The following is a 24,565-nucleotide window of genomic DNA, read 5'->3' on the forward strand; positions in this document are numbered from 1 at the left end:
GCCCAATCTCAGCGGATCAGAAACCGACCTTGACGGCCTTGCGGGCCTCTTCGTTCTCGATCTTGAGCAGCTGGGCTTCCTTGAAGCTGCCGAACAGTCCGCCAATAAAGTTTTGCGGAAACTGCTCGCGGTAGGTGTTGAAGTTCATGACGGCATCGTTGAAGGCCTGCCGTGCAAAGCCGATGCGATTTTCGGTGCTGGTCAGCTCTTCCATGAGCTGGCTCATGGTCTCGTTGGCTTTCAGGTCCGGGTAATTCTCACTGAGGGCGAAGAAGTTGGCGAGGGAGCCGGACAGCATGGATTCTGCTTTGCCGAGTTGGGCCACGGCGCTGGCGTCATCGGGGTGGGCGGCGGCGGCCTGTTTGGCGCTGGCCGCCTGATTGCGCGCCTCGATAACCTGAGTCAGGGTCTCTTTCTCATGACTCATATAGGCTTTGGCGGTCTCCACCAGATTGGGGATCAGATCATGGCGGCGTTGTAGCTGCACGTCGATCTGGGCAAAACCGTTTTTGAAGCGGTTCTTGAGGGCGATCAGTCGGTTGTATACCGCGATGATGTAGATAACGACGGCGGCGATCACGCCAAAGAAAAGCAAAGTGCCCATGCGGGTGGTCCTTCCCCAAGCAGAGATGATTGTCGTTCTAAACTACTGCAAAAGTACCAGTGGGGAAAGGTGGTTCTGCGCCGAAGCCGTTGCGGAGTATCAGTACTTGATGCCCCACTTGCGGTAAAGGAAGCCCATGATCCAGGCGGGTCCGATCATCAGATACTGTATGTCTTCAAAGAACGAGGGTTTCTTGCCTTCCACCTTGTGGCCCCATAACTGGCCGATCCAGGCGAGTACAAAGACCACCAGTGAAAACAGCCCGACGCTGATGCCGGTCGAGGCGATCAGGCCAAGCCCGGCCAGGCAGATAACACTGAAGACCAGCATGCCGAGGGCGATAGGTTTGGAGAGGCGGGCGTAGTAGGCGGTAACGAACACCAGTGCCAGGCAGGCCCAAAAGCTGGTGAAAAGGGGGGCGGGTATCGCCCAGAGAAAACCGACGATGGTGAAAAAAATCACCGGCACGCAGACAAAATGCACTTTCTTGTTGGTGGGGTTCTGGTGGCTCTCGCCATAGGCGTCGAGCCAGTCATCCATGCTGCGGGTTGCCATGGTTGCCTCCCGGTAATTTTTCGATGCTGACAGTATAGCGCGATGTGGTGGCCAGGATACGAGAGGGGGCAATTGAGAATTGATAATGGCGCGGAAGGGCCGGCCAGGAATCTGAAAGCAATGAGACCGCGCCCAAAGTCTGGGCGCGGCCTCCCCGCGTCTGAAAACCTCAAACCTGGCTCGCGGCAGTTATCAATTATCCATTACCAATTGGTTTTTACGCCCCCAGCCAGATGGCCACGTCAGTGGGCTTTACGGGAAGGTAATGATCCACCAGCAGAGCCGTGAACAGGGCAAAGAGGTAGGTGATGGAATAGCCGAACGTCTTCATGGGAAGTTTCGGGTCATCTGAAAAGCGCAGCCGCACAGCGTGGTAAAGGAATACCAGGCCCAGAATCAGCGCGGCAAGCAGGTAGATCAGGTCACTCATGCCGGTCAGGTAGGGCAGCAAGGTGCAGATGAACAGCAGGATGGTGTAGTACAGAACGGATTCCCGGGTAAAGGGGATGCCGTGGGTGACAGGCAACATGGGGATGTCTGCCTTGGCGTACTCGTCCTTGCGGTGGATGGCCAGCGCCCAGAAGTGGGGAGGGGTCCACACGAAGATGATCAGCACCAGCAGCCAGGCATAGGGGTGAACGTCGCCAGTCACGGCAGCCCAACCCAGCAGCGGCGGGATGGCGCCGGCAATACCGCCGATCACGATGTTCTGCGGGGTCGCCCGTTTCAGATACAAGGTGTAAATGAACGCATAACCGACGAAACCAAACAGGGTCAGCCAGGCGGTCAGTGGATTGACCAGGAAATACAACATGACCATGGACGCCGCCGCCAGCAGAACGGCAAAAGTAATGGCGGCTTTCGGACTGAGCTTGCCGGCGACCAGAGGCCGCTTTTCGGTGCGAGTCATGATCGCATCGATTTTCTGGTCCATGATCTGGTTGATGGCCGCAGAAGACATCATGGCCAGCGTGAGACCAATAAAGGACGGAATAAAAATATCCAGCGGCACCATCCCCGGGGGATCGGTCGCCAGGAACATGCCTGCCACGGCGGTGACCATCAACAGCATCACCACGCCCGGCTTGGTGAGGGCAAGGTAGTCGCGCCAGGTTGTGGTATCACTCATGATTTTGCTTCTCCCTGTCGCGGATTGCGTATGCCGCATTTCACATTGATGGCGCGGATAAACAGCACCAGTGATGCCAGCAGAATAACGGCTACAAAATTATGGGCAACGGCCACGTCCAGAGGGACCGCAAACACCACATTACTGATGCCGAGGGCGAGCTGTACGACCAGCAAGGACAGGATGGTCAGGGCGAAGTTACGGAAGAAGGTGCTGCGGGCGCGCAGCAGGATTTTGGCAACCAGCGCCAGTACCAGCAGGGTCACCAGTAAAGCGCCAAAGCGGTGCATGACGTGAATGGTGGTACGCGCGTGATTATCGAGGACGCCGTATTCAAAATCCGGTTGATCATGCTCATGGCCCCAGAAGATAAAGGCTTCCTCGAAGTCCAGACGCTCTTGCCAGCCTGCTTCGCACACCGGCAGTTCGGTACAGGCCACAGCGGCATAGTTGCTGGCAGTCCAGCCACCCAAGGCAATTTGCAGAATGACGGCGGCCAGTGTGATGGAGGCCAGCGGTTTGAGCATCCGCACATCGCAATCGTTCAGGAAGTTTGGCCAGCGGAATACCCTTGCGGTCAGCAGCACCAGCAGGGTAAAGGTGGTAAAGCCTCCCAGCAGGTGCAACATCACAATGGTGGGCTGTAGCCCCATGGTGACGGTCCACATGCCCAGAATACCCTGGAAAATCACCAGGGCGACCAGGAACAGGGGCAGCTTGAGCGGTTGTTTTTCCCGCTTGCGGTTTATGAAGGAGAGCACCGCAATGATGATGATGATGAGTCCCAGGGTCGAGGCGAAGTAACGGTGTACCATCTCGGGTACCGTTTTGTGGGCTTCGCGGAGGCTGCCTGGCACTGCTTCATTGGTGGTGTTGACGTGGTCGATGGCCTTACGTACGTCCAGGTGGCCGTAACAGCCTGGCCAGTCAGGGCAACCAAGGCCGGCATCTGCCAGCCGGGTCCAGGCGCCAAGGGTGATTACGCCCGCGGCCAGAATGACCGCGAGAACGCAGAAGCCGCGCAGCCAGCGCTGTGAAGAAGTCGGTGTTTGCATACCTGCAGCCTAATTAACCGATCAGGGACCCTTTGAGGGTGCGTTTGAGATCGACGCGGATGTTCTCCGCCTCTTCCAGGGTGGCATCCATGTTCTCGTGCGTGGGGTAACGCATGAAGATCTGGCCGTCCGGGCTGACCAGAAAGACATCGCCCACCGGTTGGCTTTCGGCCGGTGCATACACCGGCGCTAGCGCTTGCCGTACGGTGTCCGGGGAGGCATGCACAGAGATCATGCCTTCCACATTGTCATTCATAAATTGGCTCAGGCTTTCCTGCGCTGGTGCGGTGTGCAGGATAACCCGGCGAACCCGGTCAATATCCTCACCCAGCGTCAGCCTGACCTGACGAACCTGATAATAGAGCGCGTTCTTGCAGCGGGTATCACAATTCGCGTCTGCGACGTAAAGGATGGTCCACAGACCGGTCATGTCATCGCCGGTGTAGTCGTTGCCCTGGTCATCACGCACTTGCAGGTCGGCGATATCGATATGGGGAATTAGCAGCTGACCTTTGTTGGTCCTTGGCATCTCGCGCAAGTCGATCAAGTAGCGGCCCGCCAGGGCAAACAGGATAAAGGGGCTGATGATGGCAACCAGGGTAACGATGTTCTTCGTTTTTGGTGACATGGTCTGATCTGCTTCCCGGGTCGCGTTTAACGGCCCTGTTGCTGAGTGAGGCGCTTGCGTTGTGCCCGGCTGGCGGCAAACAGGAAAATCACCAGCGCCGCGATGGCCAGGCAGAGCCACTGCAAGGCATACGCCTTGTGCCGTTCGGGGCCCATCGGCGTGACGTCTTGCCAGTGGCGGGGCAGGGGTGTCAGGCCGCCCAGCGCCAATTCCGGGGTGACCCGGATTTCAAAGGGCGCCAATTCTACCCCAAGTTTTTCGCCAATGGCGCCAAAATCCACTTTTTGCACCCGTAATGGCCACTGATTGTCCGGCAATTCCTCCTCCTGCAGGACAAAGGGGGAGCCAGAGGTGTGGTAGACCGTACCTGTAACCACCAGGCTGCCCTCGACAGAGGGAATGTCTGGCAGAACTTGTCGGCTGGCTCCTCTGGGTAACCAGCCCCGGTTAATCAGCACCCACAGCCCGGAGTGGGTCTGCATCGGGCTTAGCAGGTGGTATCCCGCTATGCCGTTTAAGGTGCGGTTATCCAGTAATACCGGATGTGCATTATCTACCACGCCCTCAAGGCGGGCAGATCGGTGGAGAGGGCTGGCATCGTTCAACAGCGCGTCGAGGCTCGCCGGCGTCATTGCAGATCGTTCTGCCTGTTGCGCCAACCAGATGCGTTTTTCTTCCGCCCGTTCCAGTTGCCACCAGCTCAGGCGCAAGCATACCCCGACCACCATGAACAGTGACGTGAAGGCAATCAGGGTCATCCAGCGTGAACCGTTGCGATGGCTTGCCATGATCAGAGGCTCCGTAGTCAGGGCCAGTGATGTCGCTGACTACACCATATTTAGTGGGCAGCACCGCGACCGGTCAGTACAATGGCGGCACATTCTACATAGGACGACACAGGAGTACAGGTGTGTCGTTCCCCAAGGAGCAAGTCATTCCATGTGGTGGGTAAAGCTGATTGTAATCGTACTGCTGCTGGCGGCGGTGTTTTCCCTGGGACGAGCCCTGATGGGGCTGGTGCAGGGTGACAGCAAATCCGGCAAGACCATGCGTGCGTTGGCGTGGCGGGTGGGATTTTCGGTGGTGATTTTCCTGTTTATCCTGCTGAGCATGGTGATGGGCTGGATTGCACCACACGATGTTAATCCGACGCTTCGCTATGGGCAGCCTATCGAGTCGTCTGCTGCGCCGTCGCCAACCTCTCCTGTTGGCCAGGCTCCTGGCGAGCAACCGTAAAAGCCCCGTAAAAAGCGGATTTGGCTGTGAACCCGCCGCGGTGAACAGGCTCAAAAACATGGAATCCAGTAGCTGGGGAGCCCAGTCATGTTCGTGATGCGTTTGATTCTGATGGTGTTTATTCGGCTCGTGGCCCGTGCGGAGCAAGGCCCAGTGGTAGCGAACCCGGAGTCGGCAGGGACGCTGCCCGTAAAAACTTCCCGGCAAAAGAATTTTGTCTTGCCGGGGAACTTGTTGCCGTAACCGTGTTCTTATTACCTGAAAGCGATACGTTTTCTCCTCCAAGAAATATCAGGCAACCCTCGGGCGTACGAGTCAATCGGCGCCCTATTTTTTTGTCGGTGCAGGGGGGTAGGGAAAAGGGGTGATGTTTGAGGCCTTGCTGTCAGTAATCTTTCCTGTTCCTGGCGTGTTCACTTCATCAATGCGAATCACGGCATGCAGGGGAATAAAGGAACGGGTCACATCGGCGAACAGGCTTTGCAGTTTTTCCTGGGCGGGGTCCACAACGACGCCTGAACGCTCCCCGAACATGAACGCTTCCACTTCGATAAAGCCATACAGCTCACTTTGATATATCTGTGAGGCATAAACCTCCATAACTTCGCCGTTGTTATGGAATATCACCCGATACACTTGCCGCTCTTCCGACATGATCGTCTGCTCACCCGCTAATGGAAAATGGCCGCGGAGTCTAGCACAGGGAGTGACCGCGCATATGCCTGAAATCCCTACCATTTGGCTGGACTTTAATAACCTGAATGACTACAGTTGGCGCCCATAAATGCAATGGGACATTTTGCCGCACCCATGGCAAGTCGGTGTGATCAGGGTGGCTGGGTACTAGCTCTTTGATTTCACTGACGTTTGTGCTCTGTGCGATAGCAATAAACGACCACCCCCTTGGTTGTTGCTGTCCGGAGACTGGTGTGGGGCGGGTCTCGCTGTATCAATCCTGAAACTTCGCTTTCCAGGTGCCGGTGACGGCAAAGAACAAGCGTGCCCATAAGAGGCAACGCTGGGGAAAACAGGGAGCAAACGCATGCAGTCAACTCTGTTCCACCGCGCGGCGGTCGGTCTTACGTCACTGATGATCAGTGGCATGACCTTCGCCAGCGACTGGACCGAACGTTCCAATCTTGATCTGCGACCCGGTGTCACCGCGGTCAGCCAGGAAATTCAAGACCTTCATACCACCGTTCTCTGGATCGTGACCGTTATCGGTCTGCTGGTGTTCGGCCTGATCGTGTTCTCCATGATCCGCCATCGCCGCGCCAAGAACCCCAATCCCGCCACGTTTCACGAGCATGTGCTCCTGGAAGTCCTGTGGACCGTGATTCCCTTCGTGATTCTGATCGCCATGGCGGTACCGGCCACACGCGTGCTGGTCAAACTGGATGACACAGCAGAATCCGAGCTGACGGTGAAGGTGACCGGCTACCGCTGGAAGTGGAGCTATGAGTACCTGACTTACGAAGACGACAACGATATTGGTGTGTCCTTCTTCTCCAACCTGGCGACCCCGCCGGAACAGTACAACAACCCGGTTCTCGCCGGTGGCCTGTTCCCCTATGGCACGGCCAAGGATCGGGTCGGTCAGGAAGCTCCCGAGAAGGACCACAACTATCAGCTGGAAGTAGACAATAAGCTGGTCATCCCCTCTGGTCAGAAAGTACGTTTCCTGGTGACTTCTGACGACGTGATCCACTCCTTCTGGGTGCCGGACTTCGGTGGCAAGAAAGATGCAATCCCCGGCTTCGTCAACGAAACCTGGGCATTGGTGCCGGAAGGCAAGGAAGGCACCTACTACGGTCAGTGTGCTGAATTGTGTGGCAAGAACCACGCCTTCATGCCAATTGCCGTGGAAGTGGTGACCCAGGCGGAATTCCGTGACTGGATTGCCGAAGAGAAAGAAAAAGCCGCATCCGGCCCTGACCTGACGCCGTTCTCCGGTCTTGACCAGGCCATGGAAGAAGGTGAGCAGGTTTACGCCTCTGCCTGTGCCCTGTGTCACGGTGCCAACGGTGAAGGCGGGATTGGTCTGCCGTTCGCGGGCACGGATTTCGCCACCAAGAGCGAATATCTGAACGAACATATCGATGTGCTGGTAAATGGCCGTGCTGCCATGCCCGCATTCAAGGCTCAGCTGACTCCGCGCCAGATAGCGGCGGTAGTTACCTACGAGCGTAACGCTTTCGGCAACGACACCGGCGATCTGATTCAGCCCGCCGATGTTAACGACCACGAATAAGGGAGGGGATAGCAATGTCTACTGCAGCTGCAACCCATGATGATCATCACGATCATCACCACGCCCCGACCGGCCTGAAACGCTGGCTATTCAGCACCAACCACAAAGATATCGGTACCCTGTACCTGTGGTTCAGCTTTGCCATGTTCCTGGTTGGCGGTTTCATGGCCATGGTTATTCGTGCCGAGCTTCTCGAGCCTGGCATGCAGTTCGTGGATCCGGAATTCTTCAACCAGATGACCACCGTGCACGGTCTGGTCATGGTGTTTGGTGCGGTAATGCCCGCCACGGTTGGCCTGGCCAACTGGATGATCCCGCTGATGATCGGTGCGCCGGATATGGCGCTGCCGCGGATGAACAACTGGTCCTTCTGGATCTTGCCGTTCGCCTTTGGCATCCTGATCTTCGCCGTGCTGATGAGCGCCTTTGGTGCCGGTAACCCCAGCGCGCCGAACTTCGGCTGGACTTTCTACGCGCCGCTGTCGACCAAGTACGGTCCGGCATCTACCGACCTGTTCATTCTGTCCGTTCACATGATGGGTATCTCCTCCATCATGGGTGCGATCAACGTGGTAGTAACTGTCTTCAACATGCGTGCCCCGGGCATGACCCTGATGAAGATGCCGCTGTTCGTGTGGACCTGGCTGATTACCGCCTTCCTGCTGATTGCCGTTATCCCGGTATTGGCCGGTGCGGTGACCATGATGCTGACAGACCGTCACTTCGGCACCAGCTTCTTTGATGCTGCTGGTGGTGGTGACCCGGTACTGTTCCAGCACGTGTTCTGGTTCTTCGGGCACCCTGAGGTGTACATCATGATCCTGCCGAGCTTCGGCATCGTGTCAGCGATCATTCCGGCCTTTGCCCGCAAGCCGCTGTTCGGTTACGCCTCCATGGTGTACGCGACCGCGTCCATTGCACTGCTGTCCTTCGTGGTATGGGCTCACCACATGTTCACCGTGGGCATGCCGCTGGCCGGTACCCTGTTCTTCATGTACATGACCATGCTGATCTCCGTACCCACCGGTGTGAAGGTGTTCAACTGGGTCGCCACCATGTGGCGCGGTTCCCTGACCTTTGAACTGCCGATGAAGTGGGCGATCGCGTTCGTGATCCTGTTCACCTGTGGTGGCCTCTCTGGTCTGATGCTGGCGATCACGCCGGTGGACTTCCAGTATCACGATACCTACTTCGTCGTGGCTCACTTCCACTATGTACTGGTGACCGGTGCCATCTTCTCCATCTTTGCTGCGGCCTACTACTGGTTGCCCAAGTGGTCTGGTGTGATGCCGAGCAAGCTGCTGGGTGAGCTGCATTTCTGGAACTCCCTGATTTCCGCCAACCTGCTGTTCTTCCCGATGCACTTTGTGGGTCTGGCCGGTATGCCGCGTCGCTACGCTGACTACGCGCTGCAGTTTGCGGACTACAACTTCTGGATTTCCATCGGTGGTTTCTGGTTCGGTCTGTCCCAGGTGATCTTCCTGATCGTGGCCATTCGTTGTGCCATGAAGAAGGGTGAGCCGGCCCCGGCCAAGCCTTGGGAAGGTGCAGAAGGTCTGGAATGGGAAGTGCCGTCGCCGGCGCCGTTCCACACTTTCGACACTCCGCCGGTTATCAAGTAACGGACACGGAACGAGGGCACTATGAGCGACAATCAGCCTCTCAGCGTGGAAGAACGCAACAAGCGTACGCTGAAAAAGCTGGTGATCTGGGCGGTGGCCATGTTTGGCTTTGCCTTTCTCATGGTGCCTTTTTATAACGTGATCTGTGACATCACCGGACTGAACGGAAAGACATCCAGTACGGCAGCTACGCAAGCCCCGGAAAAGGTGGTAGCTGATCGTACCGTGACAGTGGAGTTCATTACCCAGAGAGGGGATGGCATCAGCGGTGAGTTCACCTCTGAGACCAAACGGGTAAAAGTCCACCCGGGTGAAATCACCCTGGTGCATTTTTACGCCACTAACCCCACAGGCTCGGACATGGTGACCCAGAGCATCCCGTCGGTAACCCCGGGGGAGGCTGCGCGGTACCTGCACAAGACCCAGTGCTTCTGCTTCGATCAGCAGACTCTGGCGGCAGGCGAGCGCAAGGACATGCCCATGATCTTCTATCTGGACCCTGAAATTCCGCGTCACATCAATCAATTCACTCTGTCGTACACGATCTTCGACGTGACAGAGCGGGTCGCCGGTAAAAACAACAGCGTGGCTGTGAACTGATAACAGCCGGTTGTAGAGGAGAATTTTGATGGCTACTGACAAGTATTACGTACCGGAAAGCAGCCCCTGGCCGCTGACTGCGTCCATCGGTCTGTGCATGACCGCGGTGGGCGGCGCACATTTCATCCAGCAAAGCACCATGGCAGATATGGCGCCGAGCTTTAGTGGCAAGCCCCTGTTCTTCCTGGGCCTGGCCTGGCTGCTGGTGGTTCTGGCCCTGTGGTGGCGCGATACCATCAAGGAATCTGTTGGTGGTCTGCACAGCAATCAGCTGGGCGGTTCCTACCGTCAGGGCATGCTGTGGTTCATCTTCTCCGAGGTGATGTTCTTTGCCGCCTTCTTTGGCGCCATGTTCTACACCCGTTGGCTGATCATCCCGTGGTTGTCCGGTGAAGGTTCCGGCGCCATGACCCACGAACTGCTGTGGCCGAACTTCCAGGCCATGTGGCCGCTGACGGAAACCCCGGACGGCACTACCACCACCCCGATGGGTGCCTGGGGCCTGCCCGCCATCAATACGGCGATCCTGTTAGTGTCCTCTGTCACCCTGACTATCGCCCACCACGCTCTGCTGGAAGGCAAGCGCGGTACCCTGATTCTGTTCCAGGCGGCCACGGTTGTCCTGGGGGTGATCTTCCTGGGCCTGCAGGCGCTGGAATACGTTCACGCCTATGACATGGGCCTGACTCTGGACGCTGGTATCTACGGCAGCCTGTTTTTCCTGCTGACCGGTTTCCACGGTGCCCACGTGACCATTGGCACCATCTTCCTGTTCATCACCCTGATCCGCGTACTCAAGGGGCATTTCAGTGAAGATAATTGCTTTGCCTGGGAAGCGGGTGCCTGGTACTGGCACTTTGTGGACGTGGTATGGCTGTTCCTGTTCGTGACGGTCTACTGGTTGTAATTTCTGGTACGACAGGCTTCACGCAAAAAACCCGCTTCGGCGGGTTTTTTTGTGGGCTTTTGTTTCGCTGATTCACCATGTCCCGGCCGGGGTCGCTTCAATCTTCATACCAATACCGGCTAACTGTTTTTCGCGATTGCGTGTTCAGAACCGGTGTTCGGTCCCTCTTACTGAAACAAGAGGTCAGGTGACGGTCACCGACCAGGTTTCTGCTGGAGCGATCATGAAGACCCCATTCTCTCTCTCTGCCCTGTTTTGCGCCGTTCTGGTGACAGGCTGTGCCAACAAGAACGTTGATGTCACACCGGTTCCTGATGACATCACGCTACCTGACTGGGTATTGAACCCGCCGAATGACGCACAGTTTGTCGGCACAGACTGCACGGCATTCAACGGCAACATGAATATCAGCAAGCAGGCTTCCTCTGCCAACGCACGGTTGGAGCTGGCCCAGCAGATTTCCGTTGCGGTGGATAGCCTGGTTGAAACCATGGCGAACCGTACTGGTACGGGCAGCGGCCGTGCCGCTGAGGGCTCCGATTTCACAGCGGTTTCTGAGCAGCTGACCGAACAAAGCCTGGATGGCGCCATCCTTGATGCGGTGGCCTTCGGCAAGATCGAAGGTGACACCCAGCTGTGCACCATGTGGGTTCTGAATGGCGATCGCAGCAGAGCGCTGTTTGACAGTCTTGTGTCTGCGCAGGGGGCAACACTGGATGCACGTGATGAGAATGTCCTCTATCAGCAATTTCTGTCTTCTCAGGCTCGCCAACGTCTGGATGCCGCCCGTAACCGGGATGGCGCGAGCCTCTGACCACGACAACGCAAGAACCAACGGGATCATCCACTGAGAGAAGGCAGGTGCAGCATGTACAAGATGGCATTGACTACCTTGGGGACGTTATTGCTCGCGCAGCAGGGGCTGGCAATGGAGGAGTTCTATACCGCGCCGGGGGCCCGGGCCATGGCAATGGGCGGGGCATTCACCGCGGTGGCCGAAGACAGCAGTACGGTCTGGTACAACCCGGGGGGGCTGGGATTTCTCTCGGGGATGGATGTCACTCTGGACTACGGCACCGTTGTGGTTGGCAGCGAAGATGTGGGATCAGCGAGCGGATCAGACATTGCCCTCTATGACACGGAAAGCGAGTTGAAGTATCTCGGTTTCAGTGGAAAGGGATTCGGTATGGCTTACTTTCGTCCCTATGACTTTCATTCCTACGGGAAGGATGACAAGGGCGATATTACCCGTATCCGCACCGAATACAGTGAGCTGAAGTTCGGTTTCGGCGTGGATCTGAATGATCATGTGGCAGTCGGTGGCAGTATCGACATGATTAGTCAGAGCACGGATTCCGATTGCGAAAGCTGTGATGAAAACGATGAAACCGGTTTTGGCTACACCCTTGGGGTGCTGGGAAAGTGGAAAATGGATGCGGCGCGAAAGACCGAGTTGCGTGCCGGGGCAACCTGGCGATCGGGTACGGATGTGGACGCGTTGCTGGGAGAGTTCGAGGATCTGCCAAACCGTCCGCAAGTCCTGAGTCTGGGATTGGCGGTGAAGCGGCCGTTTGATCTCGGTGCGGGGTGGGGGATGTCGGCGACCGGTTCAGTGCAGTTTGATGATATCGCCTACAGCAAGGTGTTGTATCTGGGACAGGACGGCATCGAACGCTCCGACAACCGCATTGCGGTGGATCATGAGCGCATTGCCTACGGTGCGGAGTTCCAGTTCATCACACCGTCCAACCAATCTTTCTTTATTCGTGCCGGGGGGTATGACTCTGAAGCGGAAGGGGATGCGGCGCCCCTGCTTGACGGTAGCAATGACCGTTTTCGTCCTTATTCCTCGGGCGTAGAGGCGGTGACAGCAGGGCTGGGCGTGTATCTGGGGGACTGGATTGTGGATTACGCCATGGAGCAACGGACTATCCTGAAATCGGACTATGCAGCGGTTCAGGACCAGGATGAGACGTTACATAGCCTGTCGATTTCCCGAGCCTTCTGATGATTATCGCGATGGGGGCTGGCCTGCAGGGCCGCGTGGCCGTGTACCGATACCTGATTGGCTTTCTGTTGGTGTTGTTTGCCCAGTCTGGTTGGTCTGGGGCATCCGAGGCGTTGGGTTTTTATCAACGTGGCTATCAGGCTGAGTCACGCGGGGCCTTTGAGGAAGCCATTGAGTGGTATCGCAAGGCCATCGTCGAGCGTGACGGGGATGGCCGAATCACGTTTCCCGGTGAAGTCCGTTATGAGTGGTATGAGACACCCAGGGGGATGGCGCGCAGGAAAATCGAAAGTGCCTCACGATCAGAACCGTATTTCCCGGCACAAAGAATGAACGCCTTGCTGGCCAAGCAGGAAGCGGCACAAATCGCCGCCCGCTCGCAACAGCAGAAGCGGGACAAGTTCATCAACCCGCCTGCTCTGCGGGTAGCGGTCGAGCTGCTGGACGCAGGAAATGATCGCATTGTTGACGGTGGCGAAAACGGAAAACTGCTGGTGACGCTGACTAATCACGGGGGCTCTGCAGCAGATAATGTGGTGCTGACAATTCGCCGCAGTGATAGCGATTTGTCGCTGCCGTCGCAGATCCCGCTGGGCACTGTCGGTGCTGGCGACAGTGTGGTGCGAGCCATTGCGTACCAGGCGGGAAAACGTCTGTCGGGCGGTACCCTGTCGCTTCGTCTGACGGCAAAAGACAGTGATGGCTTTGAGGCACCCGAATCGGTTCTGGAGTCTGTTGCCCGTGCCTATCAACCCGCCCGGATTCTGGTTCGCTCGCCATCCATTCGCCGTGGTGAAGGTAACCTGCTGATTATCGGCTACGAGCTGGTGAATGCAGGGAGAGGCGCTGCCCGAGACGTGGACCTGACACTGAACCTGCAAAGTGATGCCATCCTGCGCGATGACGCTGACCGGCATCGTCGTATCGCGGCGATTTCCCCCGGTGAGAGCCTGCCGGTCGAATTTGGCCTTTACACCAGTCGAGCCCCCGGTGATGGGCTCGAGATCGGGTTGACGGTGCGTGAGGCACAAGCGACGTCGGAACAGGATACATCACTGGCGCTCATGGTACCTGCTGGTGCGTATTCATCTGGTGGGGAGCTGCTGGCCAACTCCCCACCCCTGGGCGCCAGTGAGATTGAAAATGTCAGTCTTGCGATACCTCAAGGGCTGCGTAGCGAATCCCTGGCGGTGGGGGTGGTAATTGGCAATGGGCGTTACCGTCATCTCGATGCGGTGCGGTTTGCTCATCAGGATGCCCGAGTGATATCGGACCATGTTGTGCAGGCAATGGGTTACCCCGAAGAGGGGGTGAAGCTCCAGCAAGACATGACTACCCGGGATTTTCGTCGCCTGTTTGGTACCCGCGAACGCGGCTTCCGTGACGGTTTGCTGTATCGCAGGGTTGAGCTAAACGCCCGGCGCAGGGAGAACCCACCGGTGTTTGTCTATTATTCCGGGCATGGGGCGCCCTCACTGGACGAGGATGGCAAGGCCTACCTGGTGCCGGTGGATACCACCTTGCGGGATCTCCCGTATGAAGGCTATGCCCTGGAGGACTTTTACGACAGCCTTGCGGCCCTGCCCAGTAATAATGTCACGGTGGTACTTGATGCCTGCTTTTCCGGCGCCAGTAACGACGGTTTGCTGCAGAAGGATATCAGCCCGGCCTTGCTCCGCAGTGCCGGAAGCATCACCCCGGCCAGCATGAGCGAGGCGTCCATCTTTACCAGTACCTCGCCCAATCAGGTCAGCTATTGGTTCAACGAAGGGCGCCACAGTCTGTTCACTTACTTCTTTCTGAAAGGCCTTCGTGGTGCTGCCGATGATGATGGCGATAACCGTATCACCAGTGGAGAGCTGCACCAGTATCTGGGTTGGAATGTGGCAGATCATATTCTCGAAACCCGTAAGCCCAGCGACCAGACACCGCAACTGGTGGGCAACAAGGACAGACTGCTGGCGGTCTATTCGGGGGAACAGCCATGAAGCCGTTCTCGTTATCCTCAATGGTCACAATGATGGTGTTTACGGCCCTGTTATTGACCAGCGGCCAGGCCGTGGCCTGGTTTGGCCAATCGACGCCTGTGCGGGAAGTGGACCCCTGTGCCGGCAAGCTGAACGCATTGAGTGGCACGACCGAAGCGGCGTTCAGGATCCGGGGCTATGGAGAAGGGGAGAATTTTCAGCAAGCCAAGGTCGAGGCGCTGCGCGATATTGCCGAGCGTATTCAGGTTCGGGTGACCGGCCGGAGTGTGTCCAGCACGCACATGGCGGGTGAGGACGCCAGCGCGTCTTTTCTGTCGACCGCCACACTGGAAACCACCTTGCGCATCGACAGTGCTGTGCAGGTTTGCTCGCACCATTCAGTGAAGGGCGATCGGTGGCACGCAGTATTCGAGTTCGATAGCCGGAGTGCGGTGCAGCGATTGACCGCCACCCTGAATGAGACGTTTCACGGCCAGCCGGTGGTGCTGGACGGAAACCCGTATTTGCTGGAATCGCAGTTGGTGAATGAATTGCGGGCGGGGCTGACAGGCAAGGGCGAAGAAGACGCCATGACGGTGTGGGTCGCCCTCAAACGGTTGCATGGCGGCTGGTATCTGTCTGCCGGAGAACACCAGGTTCGTCTTGCCCCGCAGGATATTCTTCAGGCGATTCATTTTACCGGCAGCCAGACACTGCTGTTGTCGCTGATCAAAAAGACCGGGGCCAGTGCCAGTGTCGACCAGCTGCTGGAAGGGGATGCCTTTGCACTGCGGGTAGACAGTACCCAAAGCGGTTATCTGTCCCTGTTCAATCTTTATGCGGACGGCCGGGTGTCGGTCTTGTCTGCCAATGGACTGGTGACGGCAAACAAGGCAGAGGTCGTTCCGCAAGAGGAGCTTACCTTTGAAGCGGCCCTGGCCGAAACAGGCAAAGCGACGCGGGATCTCTATCTGGCGGTGCTATCGGACGAGCCGCTTCCTCCTTCAACCCTACATCAATTGCGTTTGGGGCAGGGGCTGGTCGAAGGGGAAGACAGTTACCAGTTGCCCATTCTGCTGGGGCTGTTGAAGCAGGTTAACCCCAGGGTGGCGTCCACGATGGTAACAACCTTGCCAAAGATGGGGACGGTACGGTGAAAGCATGGTTGGGGATGTTACTGCTTGTGGGCCTGATCGATGCCAGTGTGGCATCAAGCGCTGGGGGCGACAGTTTTTCGCAATGGAAAGCTGCCCAACAGCGGGCCTTTCAGGATCAAATGACGCGACGGCAACAGCTGTTTCGCAACATGCTTTCCGAAGACTGGACGGCCGTAACGGCCGAACCGGGACAGGTGCGCGACCCGTTCCCCAAACCGTTTAGCCCTCCGGTGAAAGACGGTGGGAAGAAGCCTCTGGCGGTGCCTCTCGCGGACGACATGCCAGAGGTGATCACAGATCCTGTGCCGTTATTGCCGCAGCAAGGAAAGGCGCTGGTGTTTCTTGGTCACTCTCTTCTTGCTCCTGAATGGGAATGGGCAAGGGTTTCTGACTACGACTCCCCTAAAGGATTAGTGCGTGGCTACGAACGATTGACTGCCACCCGGTATCAGGACACCGTCCGTTGGTTGCGTGAACAGCGCCAGGGGTTGGCGTTAGGGGACTGGGGGTTGTGGAAATTGGTGCAGGCCATCAGTGAGAGCGGGCACAGTACCGATGGGATGCAGGCAACCGTGCGGCAATGGTTCTTGTTGTCTGAGCTGGGTTGGGATGTGCGCCTGGGCTATAGACAGAGCAAAGTGGTGTTGCTGGCCCGAACCGCCCAGCCAGTGTACGGGTTGGCCTACTACCCGGTTGACGGGCTGGCCTACTACGACCTGGCGGATGTGATTTCGGCTGGTGAGTCATTATCGATCCACGGTCAGGTCAGCGATTCACAGCCCGTGGACTTTGCGTTCTATCGCCATCCGGTCACCGTTCCCGATCTACAGGAAAGGCAGTTGCGCCATGGCGATGAGCTGTTGTCCCTCGAGTTTGATCGTGAGCTGGTTCGCTATTATCAAGGGCACCCGACGGTGGATCTGGCATTCTATTTTGCCGCCCCCCTGAGTGAGCACGTGGCGCAATCATTGCGTGCTTCGTGGGCGAGGCTGGAGGGACGCTATACCCGGCCGCTGGACAAGCTGAATGCGCTGATGCGGTTGGTCCAGTTCGGGCTGCCCTATGAAACGGATCAGGAGCAGTTTGGTCGGGAGTACTATCAACTGCCGGACGAGTTACTGTTCCATCCGGCGGCGGATTGTGAAGACCGATCGATCTTTCTGGTACAGGCGTTACGCCTGCTGCTCAAGGTCAACGCAGTGGGGCTGCTCTATCCAGGGCATGTTGCCGTTGCCGTCGATATGCCCGGTGAGGGTGACCGCCAGACTGTGGGGCGGAGTGCCTGGCTGGTCGCGGACCCGACTTACATTGGCGCTCTGGCAGGACAAACCATGCCGGCGTTTGCAGGGGTGATCCCCGAAGTGATTGGCGCACCGGTCGCGGGGCGGTGGTCGTCGATTACTTCCGGCGGAGCTGGCGGTTAAGCCATTGGCCAATATCCCGAATTTGCTCCAGACACACCATATGTTCCATGGGGTAGTGGTGATATTCCGGCTCAAGGCCCATGTCTTGCAGGCTTGCGACGGCGCGCCGGCCGAGCTGTTCCGGGACCACCGGGTCCATGCTGCCGTGGCTGACCATGACTGGCAGTTGGCGATTGGCTTCGCTGGGCGTGACCGGCATGGCCATATAAGTGGAGAGGGTGAGTAGCCCTGCCAAGGGGCTCGGGTGGCGTAGCGCACACTGATAAGCCACCGCGCCGCCCTGGGAAAAGCCGGCGATAACAATGCGATTGCTGGCAATGCCCCGTTCGATTTCCCGCGCGATCAGGGCGTCCACGGCGTCAGCTGAAGCGAGTACTCCGTTTTCATCCACCTTGCGGTCGATGTCCATGGCGAGAATATCGTACCAGGCGGGCATCACCATGCCGCCGTTGACGGTGACCGGGATGTTGGGAGCATGAGGGAAGAGAAACCGCACAGGCAGATCTTCAGGTAGCTGCAGCTCTGGCACGATGGGCTCGAAGTCGTGGCCACTGGCGCCCAGGCCGTGCAGCCAGATAACACTGGCCACGGCAGGCTGGGTCGGTTCGATTTCGATGCAGTTGAGTCGTGCGGTCATGATTATTCTCCTGCGGCAACAATGACGCGGACAGCATTGAGCTGACACTGGGCATCGCCAATCAGCTTTTCCAGTTGCGCGGTTTGCTGTTCCAGTGCGGTGATTTCTTCATCCCGCACCGCCGGATTCTTGGCCTGCAGGGCCTTCAAACGGGCAAGTTCATGGTTCTGCTCTTCGCGCATGGCAATGAGTGCGGCTGCCACCACGTCGTCAGCTTCCTTGCGCGCAGCCACGTCATTGGCCTTGAGCAGTTTTTCCAGCAGCGTTTTCTGGCTGGAGACAATCTTGCGGCTGAGGGCCTTGTCCATCTTGTGGCACTGCTGGCTGAGCCCCTCATGGCTGATCGCCTGGCTGATGTTCTTGCCGTTGGCATCGAGCAGGTGACGGATCACGGTGCAGGGCAGAAAGCGGTCTGCCTGCAGGTAACGGGGGGCCATGGATTCCACCGTGTAGATAGCTTCGATCAGCAGGGTGCCGGGTTTGATGCGGGGATTCTTCAGCAGGCTGACGGCGGCCTTGCCGCGGTTTTCGCCAAGGATCATTTCCAGGCTGCCTGTGACCATGGGGTGTTCCCAGGTCATGAATTGCATGTCGTCCCGGGCCAGCGCGGTGGCACGGTCGTCGGTCATGGTAATCCCTTCGTCCGGCAGACCGGGGAAGGCGTCGCGCATGTGCGGGCCAGGCTTGAGGATCACGGCGGTATCGGAATGTTCTTCCTGATCCACACCGTAACGATCGAAGACACGTTGCATGAAGGGCAGGGGAGACTGGGCATCGGCTTGCGCCAGCTCGTCCCGCAGTGCATCGGCACGATCTGTATCGCAGGAACTGAGTTCCAGCAAACGGTCGCGACCGGTTTCCATCAGGGTTTGCAGTTCATCCGCGATCACACGGGTGTCGGCGACCAGCGCATCAATGGCGGTGTATTCCGGGTCGCTGCTCAGCAGCGGCTCGAGCGCATCGCGGCTGCGCAGGTAGATATCGTGGCCGGCCGGGTTGGTGTGCTCAAAGGCATTCATGCCCTCGTGGTACCAACGGAACAGCACTTCCTGGGCGTGCCCTTCAAAGTAGGGGACATGAATCTGGATATCTTCGCGCTGCCCGATACGGTCCAGTCGGCCAATGCGCTGCTCCAGCAGATCCGGGTTTAGTGGCAGGTCCAGCAATACAAGGTGATGGGCAAACTGGAAGTTACGCCCTTCAGAGCCGATCTCTGAGCAGATCAGCGCCTGGGCGCCATCCACGTCATCGGCAAAGAAGGCCGCAGCGCGGTCCCGTTCAATCAGGTCCATGTCTTCATGGAACATGGCGATGTTCATGCCGAGTTTGTAGTTGCAATGGGCATGCAGGTCGCTGGCGGTATGGCGGCTGGCGCAAATCACCAGCACCTTGTCGTGGCGGTGCTGTTTGAAGAACTGCTCCAGCCACGTTACCCGTGGGTCCAGCGTGCACCAGCGATCATCGTGGTACAGGGTTTCCGGGTGAAGGTGGCCTTCCAGTTCTTCGTCCTGATCGTAGCGATACTCATCAGGGAGCGGCAGGGGACTGCCGTGGACGTGCCGCAGCGGGAAACCGGCAATATTGTGGCGGGTATTGCGGAACATGACCCGACCCGGGCCTGAGCGGTCCAGCAGCTCGGCGAGCACACTGTCGCGGGCATCGGGTGTAATCTCCATGTCGGGCAGCAGGGCCTTGGCTTTTTCCACCAGGGCGGAGTCCCAGTCTGGCTGGTCGTGCAGCTCGCCGGCCAGTTGGGCGATCTCCTGATAATGGCTCTGTTCTTCCCGGAAGGCCTCAAGGCTGGGGTAGCGGTCCGGGTCCAGCAGTCGCAGACGGGCGAAGTGGCTTTCCAGTCCCAGCTGTTCTGGGGTGGCGGTGAGCAGCAGCAGGCCGCGAGCCTGTTGGGCAATGGTTTCCACCCGCAGATAGGAGTCACTGGGGTGTTGTTCCGACCACGCCAGGTGATGGGCCTCGTCCACCACCAGCAGGTCCCAGTCAGCGCTGGCCAGCTGGTCGATATCGCATTCGCTCAGGAAGTCTGTGCTGCACAGGATCAGTTGTTCCGACAGGAAGGGATTATCATTGTTGGCTGGCGCTTCGCCTTGTTCCTCGCCGAGGCGCTCTTCCTCAATAATCTGCGCCAGCATGTCCTTAATGCTGGTTTCCGGCTGCAGGGCCTCCAGACGTTCCGCATCGAAGATGGAAAAGTGCAGGTTGAAGCGGCGCACCATTTCCACAAACCACTGGTGCACCAGCGGTGATGGCACCACTACCAGCACCCGGCTGGCGCGGCCGGTGAGCAATTGCTGATGAAGAATCAGGCCCGCCTCAATGGTTTTGCCGAGCCCGACTTCATCGGCCAGCAATACCCGCGGCGCATAACGGCTGGCGACCTGATCGGCAATGTATAGCTGATGACCAATATGATCGATTCGCGGGCCCCGCAGCCCCTGGATGCGTGATTGCTGCTGCTGGCAGTGGGCATTGAGGGCATCCACACGCAGTTCGTACCAGCGGTTGGAGGCCAGCTGGTTGGAAAGTAGTCTGTCCAGGGCCGAATTCAGTTTCAGGGTATGGCCCAGCAGGGTCTCGGGTACCGGCTGTACGTTGTCTGTCTCGCCGGCCGGGTGGGCCATGTAGACCTTCAGGCCGTTCAGCTCATTGACCTCGGCAACGGTCAGTTCCAGTTCATCCCCGGTACGGATGGTGTCGCCCACATCAAAGGTCACCCGGGACAGGGGGGCGTTATTGATGGCGTAGGTCCGCTCTTCTTCAACCGCCGGGTATTCCACGGTGACAAGCCGGTAATCCAGCTCTTTGATGATACCGAGACCCAGTTCGGTTTCGGATTCGCTCAGCCAGCGCTGGCCGGGGGTAAAGTCACTCATACTCACTGCCGGTTGATTCCTGGGGGAGGCGAATTATACGGGTTTAGGGTTACGCCTTCGATGCCTGAGAACACATTGTGTCCACACTGGAGCGGGAACCCTGCTGGCACGACGGTGCGAGCAAGCCGGTAGACCGCTATAACGACACACTGGTCCGGGGGCTGGAGCAAGCCCGGTCAGCACAGGCTAGAATATCGCTGCTAGGGTTTGTCAGGTGGCAAAGAAGAATAATTGGCAATGCGCGTTTATTTGTTTATGGATATGACGGCAAAAAAGGATAGACCGGCTGAAGGAAGGTTCCTGGCTACCGTTAAGGCGGGTGGTTGGGTGCTCTTCTCCCTGCTGGTGTTCATGCTATCGGGTTGTGATAGCGGGGACAGTAACCCGTCGGGTGAGTCAGCGAATGCAACGGTAGCAGCGGCTTCAGCAAAGACTGATCTGGATGCCTGGTTGCGTCAGATGATCACTGATCACGGTCTTACCGGCGATCCGGCCACGCCCCGGGAGTTGAAGCAGACCGTTCCTGCAGCTGACCCCAAGATCAAACTTGGGCAACTATTATTCTTCTCTCATACCTTGTCAGGGGATCTCACGGTTTCCTGTGCGACCTGTCACCACCCGGATTTTGGGGGCAGTGATGAGCTGTCGATCGGCGTTGGTGTGGCGCCTAATGATGCTGCAAAAGTCGGCCCTTCCCGAATCCTGGATCCCTCCAAGGATCTCGACCCTGCAGCCGACGGCAAGCCGAATATGCATCGCAATAGCCAGACGGTTTTCAATAGCGCGATGTTCGACAGAAGCATGACCTTTGATGGCCGAATCTTCGTTCTGGATAAAGACACTGTGCCTGGGGGGCTTGGTCAATCCATTCGAACTCCCGAGTCCGGGAATCTTAGCGATGGATCAGCGGCTGACGGATTGATGGAGGTGTTCTCCAAGTTTCCGTTGACCAACCACAATGAGATGCGCGCTTATCTGTTCAGCTCGCTGTCACAAGAGGCGTATCGTGAGCACCTTGTCGCCAGATTGCGAGGGGAGGTCGATAGCGACATGTTGAACGATCAGGGATCCCGGAACTGGTTGAGGCTGTTCAGGGATGCCTTTGGCGACGAGCATGATGATGCGCAAAGCCTGATTACGCTGGTAAATGTGCAGCGCGCCATGGCCGCGTATATGAAGTCGATGATCTTTATCGACTCGCCCTGGAAGCAGTATGTTGATGGCGATAGCGCTGCAATATCGATCGCGGCAAAGCGCGGAGCAAAGCTCTTTTATGGCAGCAAGGAACAGGGTGGCCTGGGATGCTCCCATTGTCATAGCGGTGATTTCTTCACAAATGAAAAATTCTATAACACCGGCTTTCCTCAAATCGGAAGAGGGTTCATGCGCGCCGAGAGAGACGATATCGGCCGCTGGAACAGTACTCGAAAGGAAGAAGATAAATACGCATTCCGGGTTCCGACACTGCTGAATATTTCCCAGTCCATGCCGTATGGTCATGCTGGAACATTTGATACCCTCGAAGCGTTGCTTCGCTATCACTCAAATCCGGTGTCTGGTCTGGACGCGTTCGATTTCTCACTCAAGCAGTTGTCTCAATATGCTGAGACAGGTGGTTATGAATATGCTGAGTCCCATACTCGAACCGTTCAGGCTGCGTCCAGTTTTAAAATGGCAGAATCGCTTCTTCCTGGGCGTGACCTTGGTGAACAGGAAGTGTCGGATCTTAAGGCCTTTCTGCTGACCCTGACTGACCGCTGTATCATGGAAGCCGATTGTCGAAGCCAGTGGGTACCGGTCCTGGAAGAAGACCCGGATGGCAATCTGTTGGTCGTCGATGTTAATCCCGAACCCGAGGCGTCAATTCCCGGACAGGCGGGGAGAGCAGAAGGGGAGCCGCCCACCAATCCGGGTGATTACCCGAAAACTTTCGCATTAACTTACAAGGCGCCGGGTTTGACGACATTTGCGGATATCGAAGGTTGTACATCGCAGCCGTCGGAAAGCGCAAAAAATACTGGTGCAACGGTCTTTCACTCTGCGGCCGTTTCCTCCGGTCTGCACTCCGCAGAAGGGGAGCCCAAAGCGAAACATGGTTTCGATGCACAGACCTGGGATCTGGAAGATTTTCTGACCATCGAGCCGACCATGATTGCTGGCGGTGTCAGCTCTACCTACCTGGATGGTGATTGCTGGCTGGATCTGGCCTTTGCCGGTGGGGATGAATCAGGAATGGTCTTCTATCGAAACAAGGGCAGCCAGTCGGGGTTCGAGGCGAAGGCACTTCTTGAGGATGATCCTGGTGGAAAGTTTACCGGTGTCGCCTTTGCCGACCTTAACGGTGACTACCGCCGGGAAATGCTGTTCGGCAATCTCAAGCAGAAAGTTCTGCCGATTTATTCAAGTGGCGATTCGGGAACGTTCTATCGGGCAGGTGCGCTTTCATTGAGCCGGCATACCTATGGTATTTCCTTTGCAGATACCAACCATGATGGCTATCCAGAAATCTTTCTGGCGCACTGGTCGCCGGGTAATGTCCTGACTGCACCAGTATTCTGGAAGAATAACAGCGGGGTTGAGCTGGAACACCATGATCAGGCCTCGGGTCTGTTTGATGGGTCGCTTTCCCAAGTCTGGAATTTCTCTCCCCAATTTGCCGATATCGACAGCGATGGGCAGATGGATTTGTTGCTTGCGTCGGATTTCGGGACCAGTGTTGTGATGCAAGGACACCCCGAGGGCCACTTTACCAATATCACTGATCGAAACATTATCAGTGACGAAAATGGTATGGGGGCGGCGCTTGGCGATTATGACAATGATGGCGACCTGGACTGGTTTGTCACTTCCATCTTTGACCCCAGTGGCGAAGCGGAGTCGAGCTGGGGGGTTACGGGTAACCGACTCTATCGCAATACCAGTTCGGGCGAGGGTATTTCCCTTGAAGACGTGACCGACGCGAGTGGCGTGGCTGACGGAAACTGGGGTTGGGCTGCCTGCTTTGCCGACTTCAACAATGATGGGTTCCTGGATATTTTCCATGTGAATGGCTTCGGGAATATTCCCGAAAGTGCGGCCCAGAGCGAGGAAGGGGAAAAAATGCGGAACCGCTATTTGGGGATCGCAAAGGAGTACCATAAGTCGCACCCCCGTCTTTTCATCAATCAGGGCAATGGCACTTTCAGGGAAGAAGCTCGGGAATGGGATTTGTTGCCCAGCGATGGCCGGGGGATAACCTGTCTGGACTACGATCGTGATGGTGATATGGATATCGCCCTGGTTGATCATTCCAGGGGATTGCAATTCTTCAGTAATCAGACCGGATATGGAGAGGGCAAACGCTTTCTTTCCGTCCGTCTGGTCGGCAAGGCGCCTAATACAGAGGCGCTTGGCGCGAAAGTACAGGTGCGGGCTGATCTGGGTGAGAGCGCCGGGCTTCAGACCCAGACGCGGTTCAGCCTGGCGAACACAAATTTCAACGGCCAGAACCCACCCGATCTCCACTTTGGTCTGGCCGATGCCGCTGTTGCCGACATGACCGTTGACTGGCCGGATGGTGAAAAATGGGTTTGTGAGGGGGTGAGCCCCAACCAGTTTTTCATACTGGACCAGCGACGGATTCCGGCGATGTGCCAATCCGGTACGAAACAACGGATAGAGGCCATGGGACAGGGTTAAAGAGTGCGGTATGAGCGTCGAAAACAGGGGTTGAGGGTGTGATGGGAGACGTTCTTCCTTTCAAGAAGCCGTTACCGAAAAAGTCCGGAAAGGGCATGTGTCAGCATGGTTTTCACAAGTGGAAAGTATGGAATGAGAAGCAGTTTGATGTGAGACAAGGGCGGCTGGTCACGGTTTACCGGTGTGAGCGCTGCGGCAAACAGAAAGTCAAAGCGCATT

The 24,565-nt window shown here is 57.3% G+C and carries 20 protein-coding genes; 11 read left to right on the top strand and 9 right to left on the bottom strand.

The window, feature by feature from the left end; genetic code table 11:
• Positions 1-16: 16 nt before the first annotated feature.
• The 6 genes from D4A39_RS10875 to D4A39_RS10900 all read right to left on the bottom strand — a co-directional run bounded on the left by D4A39_RS10875 (position 17) and on the right by D4A39_RS10900 (position 4,759).
• Positions 17-604 carry a LemA family protein gene (locus tag D4A39_RS10875; RefSeq protein ID WP_119918101.1) on the bottom strand — a complete coding sequence of 196 codons (588 nt, stop codon included), beginning with the start codon at positions 602-604 and terminating at the stop codon, positions 17-19.
• 99 nt (positions 605-703) lie between these two features.
• The gene (locus tag D4A39_RS10880) at positions 704-1,159 is read right to left on the bottom strand and encodes an Mpo1 family 2-hydroxy fatty acid dioxygenase (RefSeq protein ID WP_119918102.1); all 456 of its coding nucleotides are present in this window, start codon (positions 1,157-1,159) and stop codon (positions 704-706) included.
• A 217-nt stretch (positions 1,160-1,376) separates the two neighbouring features.
• Entirely contained in the window at positions 1,377-2,288 is a 912-nt protein-coding gene (gene cyoE / locus D4A39_RS10885; RefSeq protein ID WP_022986884.1) for a heme o synthase, read from the bottom strand.
• Complete coding sequence (locus tag D4A39_RS10890) at positions 2,285-3,343, bottom strand: COX15/CtaA family protein (protein ID WP_022986885.1); 1,059 nt, start codon at positions 3,341-3,343, stop codon at positions 2,285-2,287. The genes cyoE and D4A39_RS10890 overlap by 4 nt, the downstream gene beginning before the upstream one ends.
• 13 nt (positions 3,344-3,356) lie before the next feature.
• Positions 3,357-3,971, bottom strand: a complete 615-nt coding sequence (locus D4A39_RS10895) for an SCO family protein (protein ID WP_022986886.1) — start codon at positions 3,969-3,971, stop codon at positions 3,357-3,359.
• A gap of 26 nt (positions 3,972-3,997) precedes the next feature.
• Positions 3,998-4,759, bottom strand: coding sequence for an SURF1 family protein (locus D4A39_RS10900; RefSeq protein WP_233552467.1), 762 nt, complete (start codon positions 4,757-4,759; stop codon positions 3,998-4,000).
• A gap of 151 nt (positions 4,760-4,910) precedes the next feature.
• Between D4A39_RS10900 and D4A39_RS10905 the strand changes: the two genes are divergently transcribed.
• Positions 4,911-5,207: a twin transmembrane helix small protein gene (locus D4A39_RS10905; protein ID WP_022986888.1), complete on the top strand. Its 297-nt coding sequence runs from the start codon at positions 4,911-4,913 to the stop codon at positions 5,205-5,207.
• Positions 5,208-5,534: 327 nt separating this feature from the next.
• On the opposite strand, the gene D4A39_RS10910 is transcribed toward D4A39_RS10905, so the two are convergent.
• A complete protein-coding gene (locus D4A39_RS10910; RefSeq protein ID WP_022986890.1) occupies positions 5,535-5,861 on the bottom strand; it encodes a DUF1820 family protein in 327 nt (108 codons plus the stop codon).
• 388 nt (positions 5,862-6,249) lie between these two features.
• On the opposite strand from D4A39_RS10910, the gene coxB reads away from it, so the two are divergent.
• From coxB to D4A39_RS10955, 9 genes are all read left to right on the top strand, one after another.
• On the top strand, positions 6,250-7,458 hold the full coding sequence (gene coxB / locus D4A39_RS10915; protein ID WP_022986891.1) for a cytochrome c oxidase subunit II: 1,209 nt from the start codon (positions 6,250-6,252) through the stop codon (positions 7,456-7,458).
• A gap of 14 nt (positions 7,459-7,472) precedes the next feature.
• On the top strand, positions 7,473-9,080 hold the full coding sequence (ctaD, locus tag D4A39_RS10920) for a cytochrome c oxidase subunit I (RefSeq protein ID WP_022986892.1): 1,608 nt from the start codon (positions 7,473-7,475) through the stop codon (positions 9,078-9,080).
• 21 nt (positions 9,081-9,101) lie between these two features.
• On the top strand, positions 9,102-9,680 hold the full coding sequence (locus tag D4A39_RS10925) for a cytochrome c oxidase assembly protein (protein ID WP_102790797.1): 579 nt from the start codon (positions 9,102-9,104) through the stop codon (positions 9,678-9,680).
• Positions 9,681-9,708: 28 nt separating this feature from the next.
• A complete protein-coding gene (locus tag D4A39_RS10930) occupies positions 9,709-10,587 on the top strand; it encodes a cytochrome c oxidase subunit 3 (protein ID WP_022986894.1) in 879 nt (292 codons plus the stop codon).
• A 223-nt stretch (positions 10,588-10,810) separates the two neighbouring features.
• On the top strand, positions 10,811-11,401 hold the full coding sequence (locus tag D4A39_RS10935; protein ID WP_119918103.1) for a hypothetical protein: 591 nt from the start codon (positions 10,811-10,813) through the stop codon (positions 11,399-11,401).
• Positions 11,402-11,455: 54 nt separating this feature from the next.
• Positions 11,456-12,595 (top strand): OmpP1/FadL family transporter, encoded by a 1,140-nt coding sequence (locus tag D4A39_RS10940; RefSeq protein WP_102790799.1) that lies wholly within the window; start codon positions 11,456-11,458, stop codon positions 12,593-12,595.
• Complete coding sequence (locus D4A39_RS10945) at positions 12,595-14,583, top strand: caspase family protein (RefSeq protein WP_119918104.1); 1,989 nt, start codon at positions 12,595-12,597, stop codon at positions 14,581-14,583. The genes D4A39_RS10940 and D4A39_RS10945 overlap by 1 nt, the downstream gene beginning before the upstream one ends.
• Positions 14,580-15,719, top strand: a complete 1,140-nt coding sequence (locus D4A39_RS10950) for a hypothetical protein (RefSeq protein ID WP_147393908.1) — start codon at positions 14,580-14,582, stop codon at positions 15,717-15,719. Before D4A39_RS10945 ends, D4A39_RS10950 begins: the two co-directional genes overlap by 4 nt.
• Positions 15,716-17,143: a hypothetical protein gene (locus D4A39_RS10955; protein ID WP_147393909.1), complete on the top strand. Its 1,428-nt coding sequence runs from the start codon at positions 15,716-15,718 to the stop codon at positions 17,141-17,143. The genes D4A39_RS10950 and D4A39_RS10955 overlap by 4 nt, the downstream gene beginning before the upstream one ends.
• Here the strand turns inward: D4A39_RS10955 and D4A39_RS10960 are convergent.
• Both D4A39_RS10960 and rapA read right to left on the bottom strand, forming a co-directional pair.
• Entirely contained in the window at positions 17,118-17,780 is a 663-nt protein-coding gene (locus D4A39_RS10960) for an alpha/beta hydrolase (protein ID WP_119918107.1), read from the bottom strand. The genes D4A39_RS10955 and D4A39_RS10960 overlap by 26 nt on opposite strands.
• Positions 17,781-17,782: 2 nt before the next feature.
• Entirely contained in the window at positions 17,783-20,668 is a 2,886-nt protein-coding gene (gene rapA / locus D4A39_RS10965; RefSeq protein WP_119918108.1) for an RNA polymerase-associated protein RapA, read from the bottom strand.
• A 237-nt stretch (positions 20,669-20,905) separates the two neighbouring features.
• Here rapA and D4A39_RS10970 point away from each other — a divergent pair, with 237 nt between their 5' ends.
• Positions 20,906-24,346: an FG-GAP-like repeat-containing protein gene (locus tag D4A39_RS10970; RefSeq protein WP_119918109.1), complete on the top strand. Its 3,441-nt coding sequence runs from the start codon at positions 20,906-20,908 to the stop codon at positions 24,344-24,346.
• Positions 24,347-24,565: the final 219 nt, after the last annotated feature.

This window comes from Alcanivorax profundi, from assembly GCF_003597125.1.
GTDB classification, from domain to species: Bacteria; Pseudomonadota; Gammaproteobacteria; order Pseudomonadales; family Alcanivoracaceae; genus Alcanivorax; species Alcanivorax profundi.